The organism is Desulfobacula sp., assembly GCF_030611305.1.
Classification (GTDB): Bacteria; Desulfobacterota; Desulfobacteria; order Desulfobacterales; family Desulfobacteraceae; genus Desulfobacula.
In genome coordinates this window covers 1-21,345 of the sequence record NZ_JAUWQB010000062.1, presented here as the reverse complement: position 1 = coordinate 21,345, position 21,345 = coordinate 1, and the positions used below count along the sequence as shown (strand labels likewise).

At 40.2% G+C, this 21,345-nt stretch carries 18 protein-coding genes and 1 tRNA gene; 2 read left to right on the top strand and 17 right to left on the bottom strand.

The annotated features are described in order from the left end of the window. Positions 1–273: 273 nt before the first annotated feature. The 3 genes from QAI40_RS12115 to QAI40_RS12105 form a co-directional block, all read right to left on the bottom strand. The gene (locus tag QAI40_RS12115; RefSeq protein ID WP_299982112.1) at positions 274–705 is read right to left on the bottom strand and encodes an Lcl C-terminal domain-containing protein; all 432 of its coding nucleotides are present in this window, start codon (positions 703–705) and stop codon (positions 274–276) included. A 591-nt stretch (positions 706–1,296) separates the two neighbouring features. Further along, a complete protein-coding gene (locus tag QAI40_RS12110) occupies positions 1,297–1,872 on the bottom strand; it encodes an HNH endonuclease (protein ID WP_299982110.1) in 576 nt (191 codons plus the stop codon). Positions 1,873–1,938: 66 nt separating this feature from the next. Continuing rightward, a complete protein-coding gene (locus QAI40_RS12105) occupies positions 1,939–2,277 on the bottom strand; it encodes a hypothetical protein (protein ID WP_299982107.1) in 339 nt (112 codons plus the stop codon). Positions 2,278–3,007: 730 nt separating this feature from the next. Here QAI40_RS12105 and QAI40_RS12100 point away from each other — a divergent pair. Together QAI40_RS12100 and QAI40_RS12095 are read left to right on the top strand one after the other, a co-directional pair. After that, on the top strand, positions 3,008–4,735 hold the full coding sequence (locus QAI40_RS12100; protein WP_299982105.1) for an ABC transporter ATP-binding protein: 1,728 nt from the start codon (positions 3,008–3,010) through the stop codon (positions 4,733–4,735). Then, positions 4,725–6,521 carry an ABC transporter ATP-binding protein gene (locus QAI40_RS12095; protein ID WP_299982102.1) on the top strand — a complete coding sequence of 599 codons (1,797 nt, stop codon included), beginning with the start codon at positions 4,725–4,727 and terminating at the stop codon, positions 6,519–6,521. The genes QAI40_RS12100 and QAI40_RS12095 overlap by 11 nt, the downstream gene beginning before the upstream one ends. A 3-nt stretch (positions 6,522–6,524) precedes the next feature. On the opposite strand, the gene QAI40_RS12090 is transcribed toward QAI40_RS12095, so the two are convergent. The 14 genes from QAI40_RS12090 to rpmI all read right to left on the bottom strand — a co-directional run bounded on the left by QAI40_RS12090 (position 6,525) and on the right by rpmI (position 21,188). After that, complete coding sequence (locus QAI40_RS12090) at positions 6,525–7,151, bottom strand: NAD(P)H-dependent oxidoreductase (RefSeq protein WP_299982100.1); 627 nt, start codon at positions 7,149–7,151, stop codon at positions 6,525–6,527. 18 nt (positions 7,152–7,169) lie between these two features. Then, positions 7,170–7,946 carry an MBL fold metallo-hydrolase gene (locus QAI40_RS12085; RefSeq protein WP_299982098.1) on the bottom strand — a complete coding sequence of 259 codons (777 nt, stop codon included), beginning with the start codon at positions 7,944–7,946 and terminating at the stop codon, positions 7,170–7,172. After that, a complete protein-coding gene (pnp, locus tag QAI40_RS12080) occupies positions 7,936–10,023 on the bottom strand; it encodes a polyribonucleotide nucleotidyltransferase (RefSeq protein ID WP_299982095.1) in 2,088 nt (695 codons plus the stop codon). Before pnp ends, QAI40_RS12085 begins: the two co-directional genes overlap by 11 nt. Before the next feature lie 214 nt (positions 10,024–10,237). Further along, positions 10,238–10,507, bottom strand: coding sequence for a 30S ribosomal protein S15 (rpsO, locus tag QAI40_RS12075; RefSeq protein ID WP_299982093.1), 270 nt, complete (start codon positions 10,505–10,507; stop codon positions 10,238–10,240). Between the two features lie 155 nt (positions 10,508–10,662). Beyond that, on the bottom strand, positions 10,663–11,568 hold the full coding sequence (truB, locus tag QAI40_RS12070; RefSeq protein WP_299982090.1) for a tRNA pseudouridine(55) synthase TruB: 906 nt from the start codon (positions 11,566–11,568) through the stop codon (positions 10,663–10,665). Between the two features lie 15 nt (positions 11,569–11,583). Further along, on the bottom strand, positions 11,584–11,961 hold the full coding sequence (gene rbfA / locus QAI40_RS12065) for a 30S ribosome-binding factor RbfA (RefSeq protein ID WP_299982088.1): 378 nt from the start codon (positions 11,959–11,961) through the stop codon (positions 11,584–11,586). Between the two features lie 7 nt (positions 11,962–11,968). Further along, a complete protein-coding gene (gene infB / locus QAI40_RS12060) occupies positions 11,969–14,878 on the bottom strand; it encodes a translation initiation factor IF-2 (protein ID WP_299982086.1) in 2,910 nt (969 codons plus the stop codon). Positions 14,879–14,952: 74 nt separating this feature from the next. Further along, the gene (gene nusA / locus QAI40_RS12055) at positions 14,953–16,260 is read right to left on the bottom strand and encodes a transcription termination factor NusA (protein WP_299982083.1); all 1,308 of its coding nucleotides are present in this window, start codon (positions 16,258–16,260) and stop codon (positions 14,953–14,955) included. An 18-nt stretch (positions 16,261–16,278) separates the two neighbouring features. Next, on the bottom strand, positions 16,279–16,725 hold the full coding sequence (rimP, locus tag QAI40_RS12050) for a ribosome maturation factor RimP (protein WP_299982081.1): 447 nt from the start codon (positions 16,723–16,725) through the stop codon (positions 16,279–16,281). 197 nt (positions 16,726–16,922) lie between these two features. Next, positions 16,923–16,998: transfer RNA gene (locus QAI40_RS12045), tRNA-Gly, on the bottom strand. 99 nt (positions 16,999–17,097) lie between these two features. After that, complete coding sequence (pheT, locus tag QAI40_RS12040; RefSeq protein ID WP_304511647.1) at positions 17,098–19,536, bottom strand: phenylalanine--tRNA ligase subunit beta; 2,439 nt, start codon at positions 19,534–19,536, stop codon at positions 17,098–17,100. Position 19,537: 1 nt separating this feature from the next. Next, the gene (pheS, locus tag QAI40_RS12035; protein WP_299982079.1) at positions 19,538–20,545 is read right to left on the bottom strand and encodes a phenylalanine--tRNA ligase subunit alpha; all 1,008 of its coding nucleotides are present in this window, start codon (positions 20,543–20,545) and stop codon (positions 19,538–19,540) included. Positions 20,546–20,571: 26 nt separating this feature from the next. Continuing rightward, on the bottom strand, positions 20,572–20,922 hold the full coding sequence (gene rplT, locus QAI40_RS12030) for a 50S ribosomal protein L20 (protein ID WP_299982077.1): 351 nt from the start codon (positions 20,920–20,922) through the stop codon (positions 20,572–20,574). Between the two features lie 68 nt (positions 20,923–20,990). Then, positions 20,991–21,188 (bottom strand): 50S ribosomal protein L35, encoded by a 198-nt coding sequence (gene rpmI, locus QAI40_RS12025; RefSeq protein ID WP_299982075.1) that lies wholly within the window; start codon positions 21,186–21,188, stop codon positions 20,991–20,993. Between the last annotated feature and the right edge of the window lie 157 nt (positions 21,189–21,345).

Sequence of the window (21,345 nt, the reverse complement as noted above, 5' to 3'; positions counted from 1 at the left end):
AATGTAATTTGGAATTTTATATCAACATCTTTGAGGCCTGTAAAGGCACTTCAACAATTCAACTTAGGTGAAAATATAATTTACTCAGAAACGATCTGCCAAAATAATTTTAATTGGAGATAGTGCTGAGGCAACAAATTACTACACTCGCTCTTTGGAATAAAAATAGCAGTGGCGGTCAATTTGAAAATGATGTTTGGGCAACCTCAAAAATCTCTCTCTGAACAATCCAAAAATAATAATAATTAATTTTTTAAATCCTCTAACACCCCATCACTTTACACTTCGAACAGCCCGCATATCTCTGCTATTATGTTTATCGATAGCGTAGTTATCGCCATCCCCGAAATACACGGCCCATGCGTAGTCCGTATTATCGGCATAGGCATCAGAAGACCAATAGCCGGATGACATGGCATCGGGAAATACCGTTTTGTTAATGCTGGGATTATCGTATATAGAATCAAAAAGGGACTTAAGCTCACTTCGGTTTGGCAGTCGCCAGTCACTGTGACCTGCCAGCCCAAGGGTTTCGCAGTAAGCGAGGGCCGCTTCCCAGGTTTTGGTTCCGGCTACTGCCTTCTGCCACATCAGCCCTGTCTTTGTGTCCGTCACTGTACCATCACCGTTGTCTATTAGTTCTGCATACCCTGTTGAACAAAAAACAAACAGGCTCAAAATGATAATCAAAAAGATTTTTCTCATTTTACATCTCCTTTCAAATTAAATTTATAAAAATAGTGGTGTGATTGAAACAGTTGAAAGTAAGATTCAATAGGAAGATGAGGATTCTATCAGGTTTGTTTTCGCACAATTGTATCAAGGTCTATATTTAAAGGGTAAATACTTTTGTCATAATCTGCGTAATTACCAAACCATAAAATTACCAGAATAGTTTTTATATTCTGATCAATTTCATAAAAATAACAATAATATATATTGTAGTCCAAAGTAAATAAATTTTAAATAACAATTATACTATATGGTAAAAATCAGAAATAAAAAAATCAAGATCACATTCATTTTTATTGGAGAGTAACCGGATTTTGTCCAAACTTTCAGAAAATAATTTTCAAAATCTGCAACTATAAATTTGTTATCCTAATAAGTTGAAAAAATATTACATGCCTTGGTGGAACGAAATTATATTAAAGAGTTTAATTTGAAAAAATGTCTTTTATTAATATTGGCAAGAAATAAAGTTGAATTTTAACGGTTGAGCTCAGGGGCAGCCGAGCGTAGCCGAGGAGACCAGGGGCAAGGAACGCCGCCCCTGGCTGTCCGCTGCAGCGACGGTTATCTGTCAGTAGTTATTTCATCAATAGAATTAGATTTTTTTCTATTGCAATCTCTACAAAGTAATCGAATATTTTCAACGTTAGTAGGACCACCCTTCGAAAGAGGTATGATATGGTCGAATTCAATCTCATCATCTCTTACATTTTTATAGCATTTTTGACAAATTTGATTATCCCGCCTAACAACTTTTAACATAATTTCCCTTGGAATATATCTCCCTTGCCTGCGACCTTCTTTTGTTTCGGTAGCCACACTTTGATTTATGAAAACAGGGCAAACATGGTGCCAACATTGACATCCAATTTCTTTGGGATCAAATTGAGATAGGAATTCCCAAGAGGATGGATTCAAGTATAATAACCTGTCTACTTCTTTCCAAACATCTTCTTCAGATTCAAAGTCACCATTCAAAAATTTTTTGAGACATTTCCGATAAAATTGTTTGTATTCTTCTATGTTAAAACTGTCACTCAGGAGAGGTGACCATTCGACCATATAACCATAAGGGCAATATTTCAGTTCCCAGCAAGGTTTACAAACTGATCCTTCAGGAAAGCCTTTTTTCTCATTCAAAATATACATGCTCCTAAATGTTGGTTTGACAGATAATGCCAAAATGAGCTGCCATGAAAGCCATTTCTATTTAGGCCACGGTTTCTCTGATGCTTTTGACTGTTTCCGTTTTTGCCAACCACGTTCAATGGCATCTCTTTTAGCCGTAAACTGATCAATGGTTGAATTCAGTCTATCAATAATTTCTTGGAACTCTTCATCAGAATCAATAAGCCAATAGCCTGCATGTGAACTTGAACCCACAGGGATATCATTGTCGTAAATAGCACTTTTCACTTCTCGACGAGTTTGATCATTATTTGTTCCACTATCCTGATTACCAATGGTTTGTTCAAAATCTGATACCTTCATCGCATTTCTTTTACCGATAGGAAGATTTGCAATTATTTGCTGAAGCGTTGCCATGTTTTCTCCTTTTCAGATCAGATATTTTTATTTCAAAAAATATATATGATAAATGCTAACAATAAGTTTACCAGTTTTTTTCTGTTGAACATACAAAAATAACAAATCGGATAACACTCAAATTGCTATCAGGGATGCCTGGTAATTACAATAAACTTTTTATAAAAAAATCATTTCTAACAGGATAACACTCAAATCTAAGTGATAAACAGAAACGGTATAATTCCATTTTCAGATTACAATATATGGGAAAGAGCATGGCCAAATGAATCAAAAGTTCATTACGGTATATTGGAAAATCAAAACCATTTTGTGAAAATCAGTTTCATTCAACTTACTACATACAAAAGCTGAATCAAAATCCTATCCTAAAATTCATCTTTATTGGAGATAAAAATGACCGGCCTTTGATTTTTTTCTTCATTCAAATTTAATGGATATCTCTAAAATTTCGACAAGGCAAAAAATCAAAAATACTTGCATTATCCTCAACTTTCCTATTATTCAATAATCCAAATGATATCTTTGGCAAAAAATGATGTCTATCAAAGCCGGGTTTGAGCTCGTTTCAGAAATATATTTAGTTATACCAGCAACTTCAACTTAAAAAAAATGATAATAAGGCAACAACACTTTTCTCCTGTTGGATTGATGCCAGAAAATTTGAAACTCATACCAGCATTGCAATTGGAAAAAGAGTGTCTATTTTGATACCTGGAGCTTAAATATTTTGAAACTGATCTATCCTTATTTTAAAAAAAATCTTTATAAAATACTATTGGGTATTTTATGCATGATTGTTGTGGACGCCACACAGCTGGTCATTCCCCAAATCATTAAACATGCCATTGATAGTTTAAGTTCAGCTTCTTTTGACAATAAAACTCTGATTCTTCAATGTGCCTTTATTCTTTTTCTCGGTCTTGTTATGGCAGGATTAAGGTATGGCTGGCGCAATCTTCTCATGGGAAGTGCAAGGGATGTTGAAAAAGGCATCCGGGATGATCTTTTCAGCCATGTCCTGAGCCTGGACATGGCCTATTTGGACAAGGTTAAAACAGGGGATATCATGGCCCATGCCACAAGCGACATCAATCATATCAGGATGGCATTCGGTTTTGGCCTGATCGTACTTGTGGATACCTTTCTGCTTGGCGGTGCCACCCTTGCCATTATGTTCTGGACCCATCCGAAACTAACGATCCTTGCAATGATCCCCATGCCGTTCCTGATTGTTGTCACAAGAACCCTGGGAAAAAAAATGCATGTCTTTCATAAAACAGCCCAGGAATCGTATTCTCAACTTACCGAACTTATAAGGGAGAGTTTCTTTGGCATTCGCATTATAAAAGTATTTAATTTTGAAACCATCATTGGCAATAAGGTTGAGAAAGCTTCAACAGATTATTTTAAAAAAAACCTGAAAAGAGCTTTTGTTACCGCCCTGCTAAAACCTTTACTGATATTTTTTTTAAATTTATCCACCCTGGTTGTTATATTTTACGGCGGTTTTCTGGTGATGAAACAGGTTCTCAGTCCGGGTGAGCTTGTCGCCTTTCTGCAATATCTTGGAATCCTTGCATGGCCTGTCATTGCCATCGGATGGATGACCAATCTCTTTCAAAGGGGAATGGCGTCCTTAAAACGAATTAATACGCTTTTAGACTCAATGCCTGATGTAACCTCTCCTGAAAATCCCAATATCCTTTCAAAAGTGAGGGGAAACATCATATTTAAAGATGTCGGCTTTGCCTATGATAAGAACAAAACAATTCTTTCAAATATTAATCTTAAAATCCATCAGGGAACTTCCATTGGCATCAGCGGCCCCCCGGGCTCCGGTAAGACGAGTCTGGCCCAATTGATACCGAGACTTTACAATACTTCAAAAGGCAAAATATCCCTTGATGGCCTTGATCTGAATACCTTTGATCTTAATTTTCTAAGGCAGCATATTGCCCTGATGCCCCAGGAAGCGTTTCTTTTTTCAGGCACAATCAGGGAAAACATTCTCATGGGAAGAGATGCGGACGAAGAAAAGCTTGACCGGATTATCCGGGCTTGCAGCCTGAAAGACACCTTAAAAGAAATGCCGGATGGACTTGATACCATCGTCGGTGAAAGGGGTATCACTCTTTCAGGAGGCCAAAAGCAACGGATTGCCCTTGCACGAACATTGATACTGGAAAAACCGGTCATCATTCTGGATGACCCCATCAGCCAAATGGACACCCGTACAGCCTCCAAAGTAATTTCAAGATTAAAAAAAATTGCATTAAAGGCCACTTTTATTATTATTTCCCACAGAATCTCTGCGCTGGCATCCTGTGACACAATTTTTATTTTAAAAAACGGCCGGATAGATCATTTCGGGACTCATCAGGAACTCATCGGAAAAGACCATTTCTATAAAGAGTCCTACCTGGTACAGCAGTTCGAGGAGGAGTATGGCGCCTGATATCCATCCGGAGGAAAAGGAAATAAAGCTTGCAAATCTTGCGCTTGCCAAAGAATTATGGCCTTTTATCAGACCTTATTTATGGATGCTTTGCCTGTCCACGGCTCTGGTCTTTCTTGTCACATTCTTTGAACTGCTCATGCCGATTTTCATTCAAAAAGCCTTTGACGGGTTTATCGTTCCTGTGGGTCTTGAAAAAGGCATCTATCTTTTGGGCTTTAAGATTGATTCTTTTCAGGTCCTTTGCATCCTTTTTTTTATATTTATCTTCACTTCATTTGTCATAGATTTTTTCCAGGCCCTTTTCATGGAATACACCGGTCAAAAAATCATATTAAATCTGCGATGTGCTCTCTTCTCCCACATGACCTTTCTGCCGATTGCATTTTATGATAAAAACTCAAGCGGAAGGATGGTATCCCGTGTGGCGGGTGATGTTGAGAACATGAATGAGATGTTTACCAGTATCCTCATCTTTATTTTCAAGGATCTTGTGATGATGACCGGCATTCTGGTGATCCTGTTTACCCTTCACATTAAGCTCGCATTTTATCTATCTGTTCTGGTTCCGGTGATCATGATCACTATTGGCCTGTTTTCAAAAATTTTACGAAATACCTTTAGAACCATCCGGCAAAAAATTGCTGAAATCAACCACAGTTTTTCAGAAGCCATCACAGGAATAAAAATTATTCAGACAACATCCAGCCAGAACAGATTTATGCAACGCTTTGAAAGTCTTAATTTTGAACATTTCACCGCTGCCCTGTTCCAGATAAAAATATTTTCCATATTTATGCCCTTTATCGGTTTCTTGGGCGTATTGAGTGTTGCCATTATCATATGGGGCGGCAGCTTTGAAGTCATTGAAAAATCCCTGACCCTGGGTGAACTTGTGGCCTTTCTAACCTATATGAAACTCTTTTTCAGGCCCTTAAGGGAGCTGTCTGAAAAGTTTAATCTGCTCCAGAGTGCCCTGGCTTCGGCAGAACGGATTATCAGTGTACTTAACAATGATAAGGCAAAACAACGCATCAGCAAAAAACGAAAACGGATGAATAAAATTTCCAATGTCACATTCGATCAGGTGAATTTTTCATATGATAAAAATATAATGGTATTAAAAAACATCTCTTTTCATCTTAAGGAAGGGAACTCCATTGGCATTGTCGGCCAGACAGGATCAGGCAAAAGTTCCATTATCAATCTGATCACAGGATTCTATCACCCGGATGATGGAAACATTTTAATCAACCATATCAACCAAACTTCCATGAACGTCAAAGATATCAGGAGCAAGACCGCCCTTGTCATGCAGGACCCGATTCTTTTTTCCGGCAGTATCAGGGAAAATATAAAACCATCCGGACAGGATTTAGATGCTTCAGGGCTTGAAAAAGCATTACATAATGCAAACTGTGAGTTTTTATTTGAAAAATTTTCAGGCCTTGACACAATGATAGGAGAAGGCGGCCGCCCATTGTCCAGTGGCGAAAAACAGCTTGTATGCATTGCAAGGGCATTTGCCTTTAACCCGGACCTGATCATTTTTGATGAAGCAACTTCCTACATGGATTCCCAGTCAGAACAAAAAGTTCATGATGCTATGAAAAAACTGATGAAAGGGAGACTTTCCATCATCATCGCCCACAGGCTGTCTACTGTCAAAGATTGTGATACCATCATTCTTTTAAGAGATGGAAAAATCAGGGAGCAGGGATCTCACCATGAACTTGTCGATTTGAAGGGTGAGTATTATCATTTTCTGAAAAAAGAAAAAATCTGATATTTATATGTACTCAACAACACTTTCCATGGGATGACGTCTTCTCGGAGGCTGCTCTTTGGTACGATACCCCAACGCCACAACCACTGCCACTTCATATTGATTCGTATCGATATTAAGCGCCTTTTCAACCAGTTCTTTTTCAAATCCTTCAATGGGGCAGGAATCAATCCCTTCTGATGCTGCTGTTGTCATGATGTTTGCAAGCCCTATATAACATTGCTTGGAACACCAGGCATAGGCACTCATTCTGGGAAAAACTTGAGTTTCCATATGATTTTTGTATTTCTCAATATAGACTTTTACTGCATCCTCCGGCAGTCCCCTCCTCTCAAAATTGAGTCTAATATACTCCTTTGACGGATCGGCAAGACCCGGTTTTGACAGAATGACAATAACATGGCTGGCATCCGTAATTTGAGGCTGATTCCAGCAGGCAGGCCTAAGTGTCTTTTTTACGGCATCCGAGCTGATTACCAGAAACTTCCATGCCTCAAGTCCAAAAGAGGTGGGTGAAAGGTGAGCGGCTGTCACAATCATATCCATATGCTCTTTTGAAATCTTTTTATCCGGATCAAACAGTTTACACGCATGACGAAAATTTAATGCTTTAATAACTGGATTCATCATTGTTTCCTTTCTCAGAGGTTACAGCTTTATAAATTTTCCCGGCTGATCGGGCCCGGCAACATGCAGGGCAATATCTGAGGCATTCAGACTTTTAGACACCTCTTGGATCGCTTTTTGTGGGCAGTTGTTTTCCTCACTCAAATGCGCAAGAATAATATGTTCCAAGGCATCTGTCTTAATCTCCGATACCAGCGTTCCTGCATCCATATTGGACAAATGACCGGTCCTGCCCTTGATTCTCTGTTTGAGATGCCATGGATAGGAACCATTAATCAGCATTTCAGGATCATGGTTTGATTCAAGGTATAAGACATTGCTGTTTTTCAAATGCTCTTTTACAAGACTTGTGACAATGCCAAGATCAGTCGCTATGCCAATTTTATGGTTCTTGTATTCAAGCGTCAGGCCGACAGGGTCTTTTGCATCGTGGGAAACGGAAAAAGGGGTAATCAGAATTTGATCCATTTCAAAAGGAGTGCCGCACTCAAAAAAGCGAAGGTCTTCGATTTTACCCAGACGGGGCGCTACCTTGTATGTTTTTTTTGTTATATAAACAGGGAGTTTAAATCGGCGACTCAATATCCCTGCACCTTTTACATGATCAGAATGTTCATGGGTAATGATGATGCCGGTGAGGCTTTCAGGATCGATATTTACGGCCGAAAGCCGTCGTTCAATCTCTATACCTGAAAGCCCGGCATCAATCAAAATACAATGGTTGCAGCAGGACACAAAAAGACTGTTCCCCTTGCTGCCGCTGGCAAGGGGACAGATACAAAATGAATTATTTATCATCTTCTTTTGCTGCTTTATAACTCAGCTTTATTTTCCCGTCCCTGGTGACATCCAGAACTTTTACAGGGATGACTTCTCCCTCTTTTAGCACATCTGTTACTTTTTTGACCCTGTAATTAGCCAGTTCTGAAATATGGACCAGTCCGTCAGTGCCTGTTTTAATATTTACAAAGGCCCCAAAATCCATTATTTTTACAACAGTACCTTCATAAATTTCACCAATCTCAGGGTCAAGGGCAATGTCAGATACCATTTTTAATGCAAGAGCCGCATCTTCTTCATTTTGAGCAGCAATCTTAACGATACCTTCATCATTGACCTCAATCACGGTGTTGGTTTCTGCCTGAAGCGCTCTGATCACTTTTCCGCCAGGACCGATGATATCTCTGATTTTATCGGACTTAATTTGAATACTGACAATTTTGGGTGCTCGGGGAGAAACTTCAGACCTTGTCTCCTTAAGGGTTTCAAGCATTTTATTAAGGATGTGTATCCTGCCGCCACGGGCCTGGTTAAGGGCGGTCTCCATGATCTCTTTTGAGAGTTCCTTAATCTTAATATCCATCTGGAGAGCGGTAATCCCTTCAGCTGTTCCGGCCACCTTGAAATCCATGTCTCCAAAATGATCTTCATCTCCTAAAATATCCGAAAGCACAGCGGTTTTATCGCCATCTTTAACAAGTCCCATGGCAATCCCGGAAACCGGCGCTTTTATGGGAACGCCGCCATCCATTAATGCCAGGATACCTGAACAGATGGTTCCCATGGATGAACTTCCGTTAGACTCCATGACCTCTCCCACCAGGCGGATGGTATATTCAAAATCTTCCTGGGAAGGAAGGACTTTTGCAATGGCACGGCTGGCAAGATTCCCATGACCGATATCCCTTCGACTGGGACCGCCCGCACGCCTTACTTCTCCCACTGAAAAGGCAGGAAAATTATAATGAAGCATAAAAGCCCTGGTTTCATTTCCCATCAGGGTTTCAACACGTTGTTCATCCATGCCGGACCCCAGGGTTAAAACACCCAGCACCTGGGTTTCACCCCTTGTAAAAAGAGCTGACCCGTGGGGCATGGGAAGGAGTCCCACTTCACAGTCGATCTGTCTGATTTCATCAAAAGCCCTGCCGTCAATCCTTTTATCTTCTTTCAGAACTATATCACGACTGACTTTCTTAACACATTTTCTAAAGGCTTCTTTTATATTTTTGGCCTGTTCGGGATAGGTTTCGGAAAAATGTTCAACAACCTGGTCTTTTAAAGCGCTGAGTGCATTTTGGCGCTCGATCTTTGTTTTGATTTGAACTTCTTTATAAATTTTATCCTTTGAGTATTCAATCACTTTGGCATCCAGTTCTTCATCCCTGGCAGGCGGTACAAACAAGTGTTTTTCCAGGCCAAAGGCTTCTTTTATTTGTGCCTGTAAATCAATAATGGGCTGCATGGCTTCATGGCCAAAAAAGATAGCATCCAGCATGTCTTTTTCAGAGACAATATCTGCCCCGCCTTCAACCATGACCACTCCGGTTTTAGATCCTGCCACAACCAGCTCGATATCACTTTCTTCCATCTCTTCAATGGTCGGGTTTGCAACAAACTGCCCATTTATCCTGCCGACTTTAATACCGGCAATGGGTCCTGCAAAGGGAATATCAGAAATTTGTAATGCCGCAGATGCCCCTACTATGGCAAGGGTATCAGGTTCATGGATCTTATCCATTGAAATGACAGTTGCAATGACCTGGGTCTCAAAATTGTAGTCATCCTCAAAAAGAGGACGGATGGGTCTGTCGATTAATCTTGCTGTCAGGGTTTCTTTTTCAGAAGGCCTGCCGATTTCCCGCCTGAAGTAATTTCCCGGGATTCTTCCTGCTGAATAAATTTTTTCCTGGTACTCAACAGTTAAGGGCAAAAAACTGATGTCTGGCTTTGGATTTTTTGAAGCAACGGCAGTAACCAGTACCACGGTTTCCCCATATTGTACGATTACTGATCCTGATGCCTGTTTGGCAATTTTTCCCCCACTGATGGAAAATTCTTTCCCATTAATGGTTGTTGTAAATTTTTTTTCCATAACTTCTCCTGTAATAAAAAGGGCAGCAAGTTGTAAGGAAATTTTTTAAAAATAATAAACCCGCATGTTTGCCATTAAATATAAACTTAATGGCAAACATGCGAACTTATTTAAAAAATCCCTTGAAAATTGCCGCCCCAATAAAAATAAAATTGGTAAAAATAATAAACCGGTTTTTGACCCACAACGTGTCAAAAACCGGCTGTTTGTCATTCTATCTTCTAAGTCCGAGTCTTTCAATTAAAGAACGGTATCTGTTCACATCTTTTTTCTTAACATAATCCAGAAGACTTCTGCGTCTTCCAACAAGAATCAACAGACCCCGTCTTGAATGATGGTCTTTCTTGTGAACTTTAAGATGCTCTGTGAGATAGCTGATACGGTGGGTTAAAATGGAAACCTGCACCTCTGGTGAGCCTGTATCAGACTCATGGAGCTTGAATTGTTCAATCATCTCCTCTTTGTTTTCTGCTAATAAAACCACTTTAAAACTCCTTTGTCTGGAATAAATAAAACATGGTATTCGTCAATGATCAAATTTTTTTATGATTTCCCATCCGATATTCCATTCAGAAATAAAGAAATTCAAAATAGACCATTATACCATTACAAACATGATTAACCTTGCATAAATACCAGTTAACTTGAAAAAACACAACAATATTTATACTCTTGTCCGTTTTCGTTTAATTGAATGATCGCCAGAAGGTTATTATCATTATCAATCACCCTGATGGATTGATTCGGTTTTACCAAAGGGGGGTCAATCTCTTTTTTTAAAAGTTTCTGACCGAATTTAATCTTTTGGGCAATGGGCTTATCCGCCACAATCTTGGGCATAAACGCAAGACAATCCGATAACGGAACAATTCTTTGTTCGGCAGTTGTTTTATCAAGCTTTTCAAGGGCATCCAATTCAAGAGCATCTTCCAGTTTAAATGCACTGGACTGTGTTCTGCAAAGCTTTGAGAGATGGGCGCCGCACCCAAGCTTTCTGCCTATATCAAAAGCAATGCTTCTGATATAGGTTCCTTTGGAACAAAAAACTTCCATATCAATCTTTGGCAACTCAATATGTTTTATGTTGATGTCAAAAATTTCAATCCGCCTTGGTGGTTTTTCTATTTTCTTTCCCTGGCGTGCCAGCTTATACAATGGCTGGCCTTTATGTTTCAAAGCGGAAAAGGCAGGGGGCACTTGATCCTGAATACCGATAAAAGATTTTACAGCCTGTTCAACATCCTCGTTGTTGAGGGAATCCATAATATTTTTTGAAGCTGTAAAAACCGTCTTACCTGTCAGATCATACGTATCCGTTTCAACACCCAGACATACACGGGCAATGTATCTTTTGTGGCCGTCAAGAAAAAATCTGGATATACGGGTCCCCTTATTAACCGCACAAAGCATTAATCCTGTGGCAAAAGGATCCAGGGTTCCCGTATGACCTAATTTTTTTGCCATCAAGACTTTTTTTACACGGGTCACTACCCGGGCTGAAGAAATACCTTCAGGCTTATGAATCGCTATAATACCACTTTTCATTTAATCTTGTTATGACTACTGTTCATCTGGTGTATCGGTTGGAGATGTACCGATTAAAGCGGATTTAATAAGTTCATCCATTCGGGCAGCCTTGTCAAAAGAATCATCATGGACAAATCTTAAATCCGGCATGTATTTTAATCCTAATTTAGGTGCAATTCTTTTCTTGATAAACCCCTTGGAATTTTTAAAACCGTCCAGGGCCTCTGAAATTCGTTTTTTATCCCCAAAAACAGTAATATACACATAGGCAATCCGAAGATCAGGGGTCAACTTCACACCACTGATAGTGACCATCTCAATCCTCGGGTCCTGCATTTTTTTGCTTAAAAGTTCAGTAATGGCATGTTGAATCTTGCCACTGATTCTTTCGGCTCGTAAATAGGGTTTCATTTTTTAATTAATCAGCCTTGTACTTTCTTTCTTCAACTTCATAACACTCAATCACATCATCCACCTTGATGTCATTATATTTTTCAAGACCGATACCGCATTCATATCCCCGATCCACTTCTTTGACATCATCTTTAAACCGCCTGAGTGATGATAACTGGGTATCACACTTGATAACGCCATCCCTTAAGAGCCTTACTTTTTTACCCCGGACAACTTTGCCCTCTGAAATATGGCACCCTGCAATGGTTCCCATTTTTGGGATTACGAACACATTCCGGACATCTGCCTGGCCGATAATGATCTCGTGGAATGTGGACGGCATCATGCCATCCAGTGCAGTCTTAATATCATCAATAACATTATAAATAATATCATAAAACCGCATATCCACATTTTCTTCCTTGGCCAGCGTTCGAATCTGGGGTGTCGGCCTGACATTAAACCCGACAATAATGGCATCTGATACAGCCGCAAGCGCCACATCCGATTCATTAATGGTACCGGTACCCGAGTGAACAATTTTAATATCCACTTCTTCTTTGGCCAGATCATTTAATGAATCATTCAAGGCTTCAATGGAGCCCTGAACATCTGCTTTAACAATAAGTTTAAGTTCCTTGATTTCAGCAGACCCAAGATTCTCAAACATCTTTTCAAGATTGGCCCGGCTTTTCTTGGCCAACTCCCTTGCTCTTTGTTTCTGCATCCTGTGACCGGCAATCTGTTTTGCATCCTTATCAGAAGCAACAGCAATGAACTCATCTCCGGCATTCGGTATACCATGTAAGCCAACAATTTCAACGGGTGTACTCGGGCCTGCTTCCTTAATTCTGTTTCCCGCATCATCCATCATTGCCCTGATTCGACCGGAATGGAGCCCGCAGACAATGGAATCACCATCTCTCAAGGTTCCCTGCTTTACAAGGACCGTTGCAACCGCTCCACGCCCGGTGTCAAGTCGTGATTCAACCACATAACCGTTTGCTTTTCTTTCATGATTCGCCTTTAATTCCAGTACCTCAGATTGTAGCAGAACCATTTCAAGGAGTGTGTCTATACCTTCTCCGGTCTTTGCAGAGACTTTAACAAATATGACATCCCCACCCCATTCTTCTGCAAGCAAATCAAGTTCCGAAAGCTCTCTCATGATTCTGTCAGGATCAGCCCCGGCTTTATCCATTTTGTTGACGGCAACCAAAACCGGCACACCTGCAGCCTTTGAATGATTGATAGCCTCTATGGTCTGGGGCATCACCCCGTCATCTGCAGCAACAACAAGTATGACGATATCAGTAATCTGGGCTCCCCTGGATCGCATTGCCGTAAATGCAGCATGGCCCGGGGTATCAAGAAATGTAATTCGTCCGCCATTGAGTGTCTCAACATTATAGGCACCAATGTGCTGGGTAATACCGCCAGCTTCACCACTGGTAATCTTGGATTGTCTGATAACATCCAGAAGCGAAGTTTTTCCATGGTCAACATGTCCCATGATGGTGACGACCGGTGCTCTTCCGACCAATTTCTCTTCATCCTCATCACCATTTTCAATATTGAGAAGAGCATCTTCCTCAAAAGATGCTTTTTCCACCTCAAAGTCGAATTCAGTCGCAACCAGCACGGCCGTATCGAAATCAATAGTCTGATTTACCGTTGCCATAACACCCATACCCATCAATTTGACAATCATCTCATTGGCTTTGATACCCATCCGTTTTGCAAGTTCGGAAAGTTCAATGGCCTCATCAATCTTAATGCGCCTTTTAATGGCTTTTGGTGTTGTAATCTGGGTTTTCTGAAAATTTCCCCTTTTCCCTTTTATATCCTTTCTACCGCGTTTTTTTCTGCCACGGCCACCCTTGTATAATGCATCCCCTTCAATGACGGATTTTCTCTTACGCTGTTTTCTTTTCCCGACAGGCTTGTCATCGCCAAACTCAACTTTTCTTTTTTCTTTTTTGCGTTTTCCTGTATCTATTTCACCGGGCATGGGAATACCAACTGCCGGAGCAGCCATTTTAGGATTCACAGGAGAAGGAGAGGGGACACGTTCTTTCTTTTTAAACGGTTTTTTCTTAGCCCTTCCCTTGGTCTCGCTTCTCGTATCAACCCGGCTCTTATCCTTACCAGACTTGGGTTTTCTCAAATTTTCAAGCGAGGAAGGATCTGCAATTTTAACAATCTTAGCTGGTGTTGATTTTTTCTTTTTCTTTTTGGTTTTTTTCTCTTTATCTTCAGCAGTGACCGGATCAATTCCCTGTACAGTATCTTCTTTTTCTACAAGTGTTTTAGTTTGTATCTTTACAGGCTTTTTGTCTTTTCCAACAATAGATTCTTCTTTGCCCACAGGAGGAATTGCGGTCTTATCAACTTCAGGTTCGGATTTTGTCTTTCCCGATTCAAGCGTTTTAAGTTTCTCAACTTCTGCCGATTTAATAATCTTGGCAGATCTACCCTTTTTAATCTTTGGCTTTGGTTTGTTTTTTTGGAGAGCGGGCTTTACTTTTTTAGTCGCTTTTTTAATTTTCTGATCTTTAGATTCTTCTTTAACAGCCCTTGGCTCATCATCTGATGACGTAACTTTTACCTCTTTTTGTGCTGGCGATTCCTTTTTAAGGGCACCGGTTTGTTCTGGTTTTTCTTCCACCCTTTCTGCTGTTTCTTCTTCAACTTCCGGCGCAGCACTCTCTTCAACCCTCTGCCTTCGTCTACGGATGACAGATGGTTTTATCTTAACATCGGCCTTTCTTTTATTTTTTCCCAAAAGGCTTCTTTTAATTGCGCTAACAGCACTATCTTCCAGAGAACTCATATGGCTTTTAACGTCAATCTTCAATTCTTTCATTTTATTAAGAAACGCTCTGTTCGTCATGTTCAGATCTTTAGCCAACTCATATACTCTGACCTTCGCCATTTATTGCCCCCAAGTAAGTCTCTTTTTTATATTCTTTTTTCGAGTGCTATCCGTTGTTTTATATAATCTAACCGTTAACTGTCTTCACCTTCTTGAGTCTCTTCATCACCTTCCGGCTCTTGATCCCGGCTCTCTTGCCTTGATTCTTTTTCCAGAATAACTTTTGCCTCTTCAATCATTTTTTCAGCTTTTGATTCACTAAAATTAGATATTGAAACAATATCTTCAACAACTGCTTCAGATATATCCACAAGAGAAGAATATCCTCCTTTGAAAAGTACTTCTGCCTTAGACAGTCCTATCCCTGTAAGTTTCATCAGGCTGTCATATCCTTCTTTTACTTCCCGGCTGTATTCCTCTTCACTTGTGACCTCTAAGTGCCAGCCGGTAATCTCACAGGCAAGAGAAACATTTTGACCGCCCTTGCCAATGGCAATGGAAAGGTATTCATCGTTCACAATGACTTCCATGGATTGATTATCTTCGTCAATAATCACCCTGGCAATCTCGGCAGGCGACAAAGCGTTACAGACAAATCTTGCTATATCCGGATTCCATTGAATAATATCGATTTTTTCACCACGAAGTTCCTGCACAATATTCTGAACTCGATTTCCTTTCATCCCCACACAGGCTCCCACCGGATCGACATCTGAATCCATCGAGGATACGGCAATTTTAGCCCTGATACCGGGAGCCCTTGCAGCACTGCGCAGGGTTACAATTCCTTCTGCCACCTCGGGAACTTCCGTTTTAAACAATTCGACTAAAAATTGTGGATGCGTTCTGGATAAAATAATCTGTTCCCCCTTTGATTCTTCTAATACATCCAGAACATAAGCCCTGATTCTATCGCCGCGCTTGTAATTTTCTTTTGGCATCTGATCCCTGAGTCTTAAAACAGCCTCTGCCTGTCCCAGATTGACAATAATGCTGCCCCTGTCAAAACGTTGAACAATACCATTAATAATTTTACCTTTTTTATTAATAAAATTCTCATAGACAGCGTTTCTTTCCGCTTCCCTCATCTTCTGAATAATAACCTGCTTGGCTGACTGGGCAGCAATTCGACCAAATTCTTCTGTATCGATCCTGATACCCAAACTGTCTCCGATCTCGCACTCAGCATCATATTCATATCCTTCTTCAAGGGTCAGCTCACTGTCAGAATACTCAACTTCTTCTACTACCTCTTTAAAATGGAAAACCTCAACTTCACCACTCTTATCATTATAGTGAACCTCGATATCCGCTCTGGGTCCGATTGTCTTTCTGGCCGCTGAAATAATGGCCTCTTTCAGGGTATTAATAAGAATTTCCGGTTCAATACCCTTTTCGCGGCTTACCTGATCAATAACCCTTTTAATATCTGTAATAAACATACTTACGCGTTCTCCATATTACTGACCTGCAAGTCTTGCTTTGCTGATCACATGATCTGATATCTCAACCCTTTTCCCATCAACAGCAATCACAACAGAATCATCATTAATTATCTCAAGAGTTCCAGTAAATTTTTTTTGGTTCTCAATCAACTCATTTGTCTCTATTTTTACTCTTTCACCCTTGAAACGATGAAAATCCTCTTTTTTATTCAAAGGCCGGTTTGGCCCGGGAGAAGAAACCTCAAGCCTGTAGCTGTCGATATTCTCTATATGAATATCAATTAAATCTCCGAGCTGGCGACTCACATAAACACAATCAGCCACTGTTATACCGCCGGGCTTATCCAAAAAAAGGCGGACAATATTTTCTTGAGGATCATTAGCATACTCTAAATGAACAAGCTCAAAATTTTCAGCCTGACACAATGGCTGCGCAACTTCTTTAATTTTTTCAATTAACATACTATTGTCTTTTTTCAACATAACACCCATATAATACAGCCTTAAACACTTACCTTTTTGTCATCCTCAAATACAAAAACGGGCAGATGCCCGTTCCTAAGTATAACATTAACAAAATCCTCACCAAGTAAAATCAATGGTTCAGATCATATCTTAACTCCAATAAATGGAACAATCTGCCATCCTCCTTTTAAAGATGGAGCGGGCAACGAGACTCGAACTCGCGACATCAAGCTTGGGAAGCTTGCACTCTACCAGCTGAGTTATGCCCGCATTAGCGGTGCAATATACCAACCCCTATCGGGTTTGTCAATAACACTTTTAACCGGACAATTCGGTATTAGAAATGATTGCTGCTATCTTCTTTCCGGGTTATTCCGGCAGATCTGCATTAAATTTATCAAGAATGATTTTTGAAATATTTACATGCAGTTTTTTTATATTTTTTTCTTTCAAGGTTTTGCTTGCTGATCTGTAAACGACCCGAAAAGACAATGACTTTTTATCTTCAGACAACGGCTGACCTTCAAACACATCAAAAAGAAAAACTTTTTGAATTAATGGTTCTTTTTTAGAGATAAGTTCAATCTGTTTCAAAATTGCTCCAACCGTCACGGTTTTGTCCACGATAATGGTAATATCCCTTGAAATTGAAGGAAATTTTGGCAACGGCTCAGCTGTAACTACTTTGGGAAGCAGGCCCTGTATGGCATTAAAATTGAAATCAAAAATAAATGCATCCTGCTTTAACCCATAATTTTTCAAAACCTTTTCATCGATTTTCCCCAGAGTACCCATAAGGGTATCACCGGATTTGACATAGGCTGCATATCCGTCTTTATAATAAGGACAAAATTCATCTTCTATTTTTTCAAAAACAGTGTTCTCAATCATGAGTGCTTCAAAAAAGCCCTCAACTCCACCTTTCAAATCAAAAAAATCAACTTTGCTCTTTTTTGAATACCATGATGAATCGGATCGGTTGCCTGTGATCAGGCCCGCAATCATTTCCTTCTCTTCAGGCAAAAGTCCCTTTTGTGTGGCAAAGAAAATCTTGCCGATTTCAAAAAGCTTTAGTGTGTCTGCCTGCTGGGAAATATTTCTTTTCATTGTCTCAAGAAGCCCTGGAATCAGAGAACTCCTTAAAACCGACATCTGATCTGAAATCGGGTTTAAAATAGTTTCAACATGTCGCCTTTTATCGTTATCCAACAGGTTTAACCTGTCACATGAATTTTCATTAATAAAATTATAGTTGATGACCTCGGAGAAAGAGAATCCGGTCATTATTTGCCGAATTTTCTCTCTGAGAACGATCTTTTTATCCAAAAGCCTGCCTTTTGCAGGAACCAAAGGATAACTTGTCTGGATATTGTTATATCCCCAAAGTCTGGCCACTTCTTCGGAAAGATCTTCCGGTCTTGTCACATCTACTCTAAAAAAGGGTATGCCGACTTTAAGCCGGGCATCATCTGTCTTCTCAACTTTAAATTCCACTGACGTAAGAATCTCACCAATTGCATCCGTACTTAAATTTGTTCCCAACCGGGTATTCAAAGCATTAGTATTCAAGTCAATCTCAAGCGGAACAGGCTTGTTAGGATGTTCATCAATAATATCTTTGGCAATGGTTGCATCACAAATTTGAGCCATCAGGGAAACTGCCCTGTTTAATGCCCTGACAGTTCCATCAGGGTCAACACCACGCTCAAACCTGTGTGACGCATCTGAAGCAATACCGGTTTTCTTTGCAGTTTTCCTGATCGAAACCGGATTAAAATATGCGCTTTCGACAAGCACTCTGGTTGTGGAATCTGAAATCTCAGAATTTTCACCGCCCATCACTCCGGCAAGCGCCACTGGTCTTTCTCCATCACAAATCATGAGCATATCAGATTCAAGCTTATGTTCTTTGCTGTCAAGAGTAGTAAAGTTTGTATCACTGCCTGCTCTTCTGATGATAATCTTACCCTTTGCAACCTCATCAAAATCAAAGGCATGAAGGGGCTGACCCATTTCCATCATGACAAAATTTGTAATATCAACCACATTATTGATAGGAGTAAGCCCTATGGATTCAAGCCTTTCCTGGAGCCAGAATGGAGAGGGTTCGATTTTAACATCAAATAAAAGTCCGGCAGAGTATCTTGGGCAAAGATCAGGATCAATAATCTGAACTTTTGCATAATCATGGATGGATTCACACCCAATTTTATCTTCCGGCAGCATAAAATCAGGGAATCTTACCTTAGCTTTTGGCTCCATGAAAGCTCCTGCTTCACGGGCCACACCGATTATACTCAGACAATCCGGTCTGTTGGGGGTCAAATCAATTTCAAATACCGTATCAGAAACTTTCAACGCTTCGTCAAGGGGGGTTCCGGCAACAAAATCACCCTCAAGATCCATAATGCCCGCGGCATCCGTATTGAGTTTTAATTCAGATGCACTGCATAACATACCTGCAGACACTTCTCCCCGTAGCTTACCCTTTTTGATTTTCAGCTCTCCGGGCAGAACAGCTCCTGGAAGTGCGCACGGCACATACATACCTGCCCGTACATTGGGCGCGCCACAGACAATCTGAATCTGCTCGTCCCCGCCCGCGTCAACCGTGCAGACAGAAAGCTTGTCTGCGTTTGGGTGTTTTTTAACTTCATTGACTTTGGCGACAACAATATTGTTGAAAAAATCATATCTTTCTTCAACCGCATCAACCTCAAGACCTGCCATGGTCAACTTTTTAGCCATCACGGAAGGCTCAAGGTCAACCCGAATATATTCTTTTAACCAGCTTAAACTGACTTTCATATCAAAACTGCCCTAGGAAACGCACATCGTTTTCATAAAATTTTCTGATATCATCGATACCATATTTGAGCATGGCCATACGCTCGATACCAATGCCAAAAGCAAATCCGGTATACTTGTCTGTATCATACCCGACATTTTCAAAAACAGCAGGATGTACCATCCCGGAACCCAATACTTCGAGCCACCCGGTTTTTGAACAGATTCGACAGCCTTCTCCCTTACACATGACACAACGGATATCAACTTCTGCGCTGGGTTCGGTAAACGGGAAGAAGCTGGGCCTGAATCTTAAAGAGGTGTCTTTGTCAAAAAATTGATGGACAAAGGTGGTCAGAATCCCTTTTAAATCACCAAAAGAAATGTTTTCATCCACCATAAGACCTTCAATCTGATAAAACATGGGAGTATGAGTGATGTCTGAATCACATCTGAAAACCTTTCCCGGTGAAATAATTCTCACGGGTGGTTCGGTCTTTTCCATCACACGGGGCTGTGACGGAGAAGTGTGAGTTCTTAAAACAATATTTTCCGACACATAAAAGGTATCCTGCATATCTCTTGCAGGATGATATTTGGGAATATTCAAGGCCTCAAAATTATAATAATCCGTTTCAACTTCCGGACTTTCGGCAATATCAAACCCAAGTCTTAAAAAGATATCAGATATTTCTTTGGCCACCTGGGTTATCGGATGAAGAGAACCTCGCAGGATCGATCGCCCCGGAAGGGTCACATCAATACCTGTAAACTTTTTATCATCAAACCCCTCAAGTTTAAAAAATGCGGCCTTAATTTCTTTCTCAAGCTTTCCTTTAAGAATATTAGCATTCTTACCGGCACTGGGGCGCTCATCCCCGGGAAGAGAAGAAATATTTCTTAAAAATTTTGTGAGTACACCTTTTCTGCCAAGATATTTAATGGAAAGCTGGTCAAGCTGGTCCGAATCGGTTGCTTGTCCTATGCTTTCAAAGGCTTCTTTTTCAATATCGATAATACTCTTTTGCAAAATACCTCACAAATCGTTTAATCTAGTTAAACTTTTGCACTGGCAAGTGAAGCCAACTGGGAAAAGGCGGCTGGATCAGAAATTGCAAGATCAGCCAGCACCTTGCGATCCAATTGACTGCCTACTAATTTAAGACCATTCATTAGCTTGCTGTATGACAGGCCATTCATTCTTGCTGCCGCATTGATTCTGACAATCCAAAGCCGCCTAAAATCTCTTTTACGCACTCTTCTGTCCCGGTAAGCATACATCAACGCCTTATCAACGGCGTCTGCCGCTGTGCGGTATAATTTACTTCTTCCGCCTCTAAATCCTTTTGCAAGCTTAAGCACCTTATTTCTACGCCTTCTTGCTTTAAATCCTCTTTTGACTCTCATTTTGTAAAACTCCTCAACTCTCTGTTCTTTTGAATCAAACTCTTCATTAATTCCGATCTGGATAGTATCTATCCGTTGGGTAACATACGCCTGACCGCTTTCATATTATCCTGATCGACCATATTATCTAACCTTAAAGATCTTTTCCTTTTAGTACTTTTCTTGGTTAATATATGGCTGGAATGGGATTTGCGGAATTTATATTTCCCTGATCCTGTTTTTTTAAACCGTTTGGCAGCCGCTCTACAAGTTTTAATCTTAGGCATTTTATTTTCTCCTGTATTACAATTTCTAAAAAAAGATGGCAGTATACGGTTTAAAAAGCACAATATACTACCATACATTTACTATATGTTCTAAAAAGCAGTTTTGCTATTTTATAAAGGACTTTAGATTATTTAGGTCCCAAAAGCATGGTGATGA

Coding starts and splice junctions, on each gene's coding strand:
- QAI40_RS12115 (WP_299982112.1), bottom strand. CDS start 705: ATGAGAAAAATCTTTTTGATTATCATTTTGAGCCTGTTTGTTTTTTGT.
- QAI40_RS12105 (WP_299982107.1), bottom strand. CDS start 2,277: ATGGCAACGCTTCAGCAAATAATTGCAAATCTTCCTATCGGTAAAAGA.
- QAI40_RS12095 (WP_299982102.1), top strand. CDS start 4,725: ATGGCGCCTGATATCCATCCGGAGGAAAAGGAAATAAAGCTTGCAAAT.
- QAI40_RS12090 (WP_299982100.1), bottom strand. CDS start 7,151: ATGATGAATCCAGTTATTAAAGCATTAAATTTTCGTCATGCGTGTAAA.
- QAI40_RS12085 (WP_299982098.1), bottom strand. CDS start 7,946: ATGATAAATAATTCATTTTGTATCTGTCCCCTTGCCAGCGGCAGCAAG.
- pnp (WP_299982095.1), bottom strand. CDS start 10,023: ATGGAAAAAAAATTTACAACAACCATTAATGGGAAAGAATTTTCCATC.
- truB (WP_299982090.1), bottom strand. CDS start 11,568: ATGAAAAGTGGTATTATAGCGATTCATAAGCCTGAAGGTATTTCTTCA.
- rbfA (WP_299982088.1), bottom strand. CDS start 11,961: ATGAAACCCTATTTACGAGCCGAAAGAATCAGTGGCAAGATTCAACAT.
- infB (WP_299982086.1), bottom strand. CDS start 14,878: ATGGCGAAGGTCAGAGTATATGAGTTGGCTAAAGATCTGAACATGACG.
- nusA (WP_299982083.1), bottom strand. CDS start 16,260: ATGTTTATTACAGATATTAAAAGGGTTATTGATCAGGTAAGCCGCGAA.
- rimP (WP_299982081.1), bottom strand. CDS start 16,725: ATGTTAATTGAAAAAATTAAAGAAGTTGCGCAGCCATTGTGTCAGGCT.
- pheT (WP_304511647.1), bottom strand. CDS start 19,536: ATGAAAGTCAGTTTAAGCTGGTTAAAAGAATATATTCGGGTTGACCTT.
- rplT (WP_299982077.1), bottom strand. CDS start 20,922: ATGAGAGTCAAAAGAGGATTTAAAGCAAGAAGGCGTAGAAATAAGGTG.
- rpmI (WP_299982075.1), bottom strand. CDS start 21,188: ATGCCTAAGATTAAAACTTGTAGAGCGGCTGCCAAACGGTTTAAAAAA.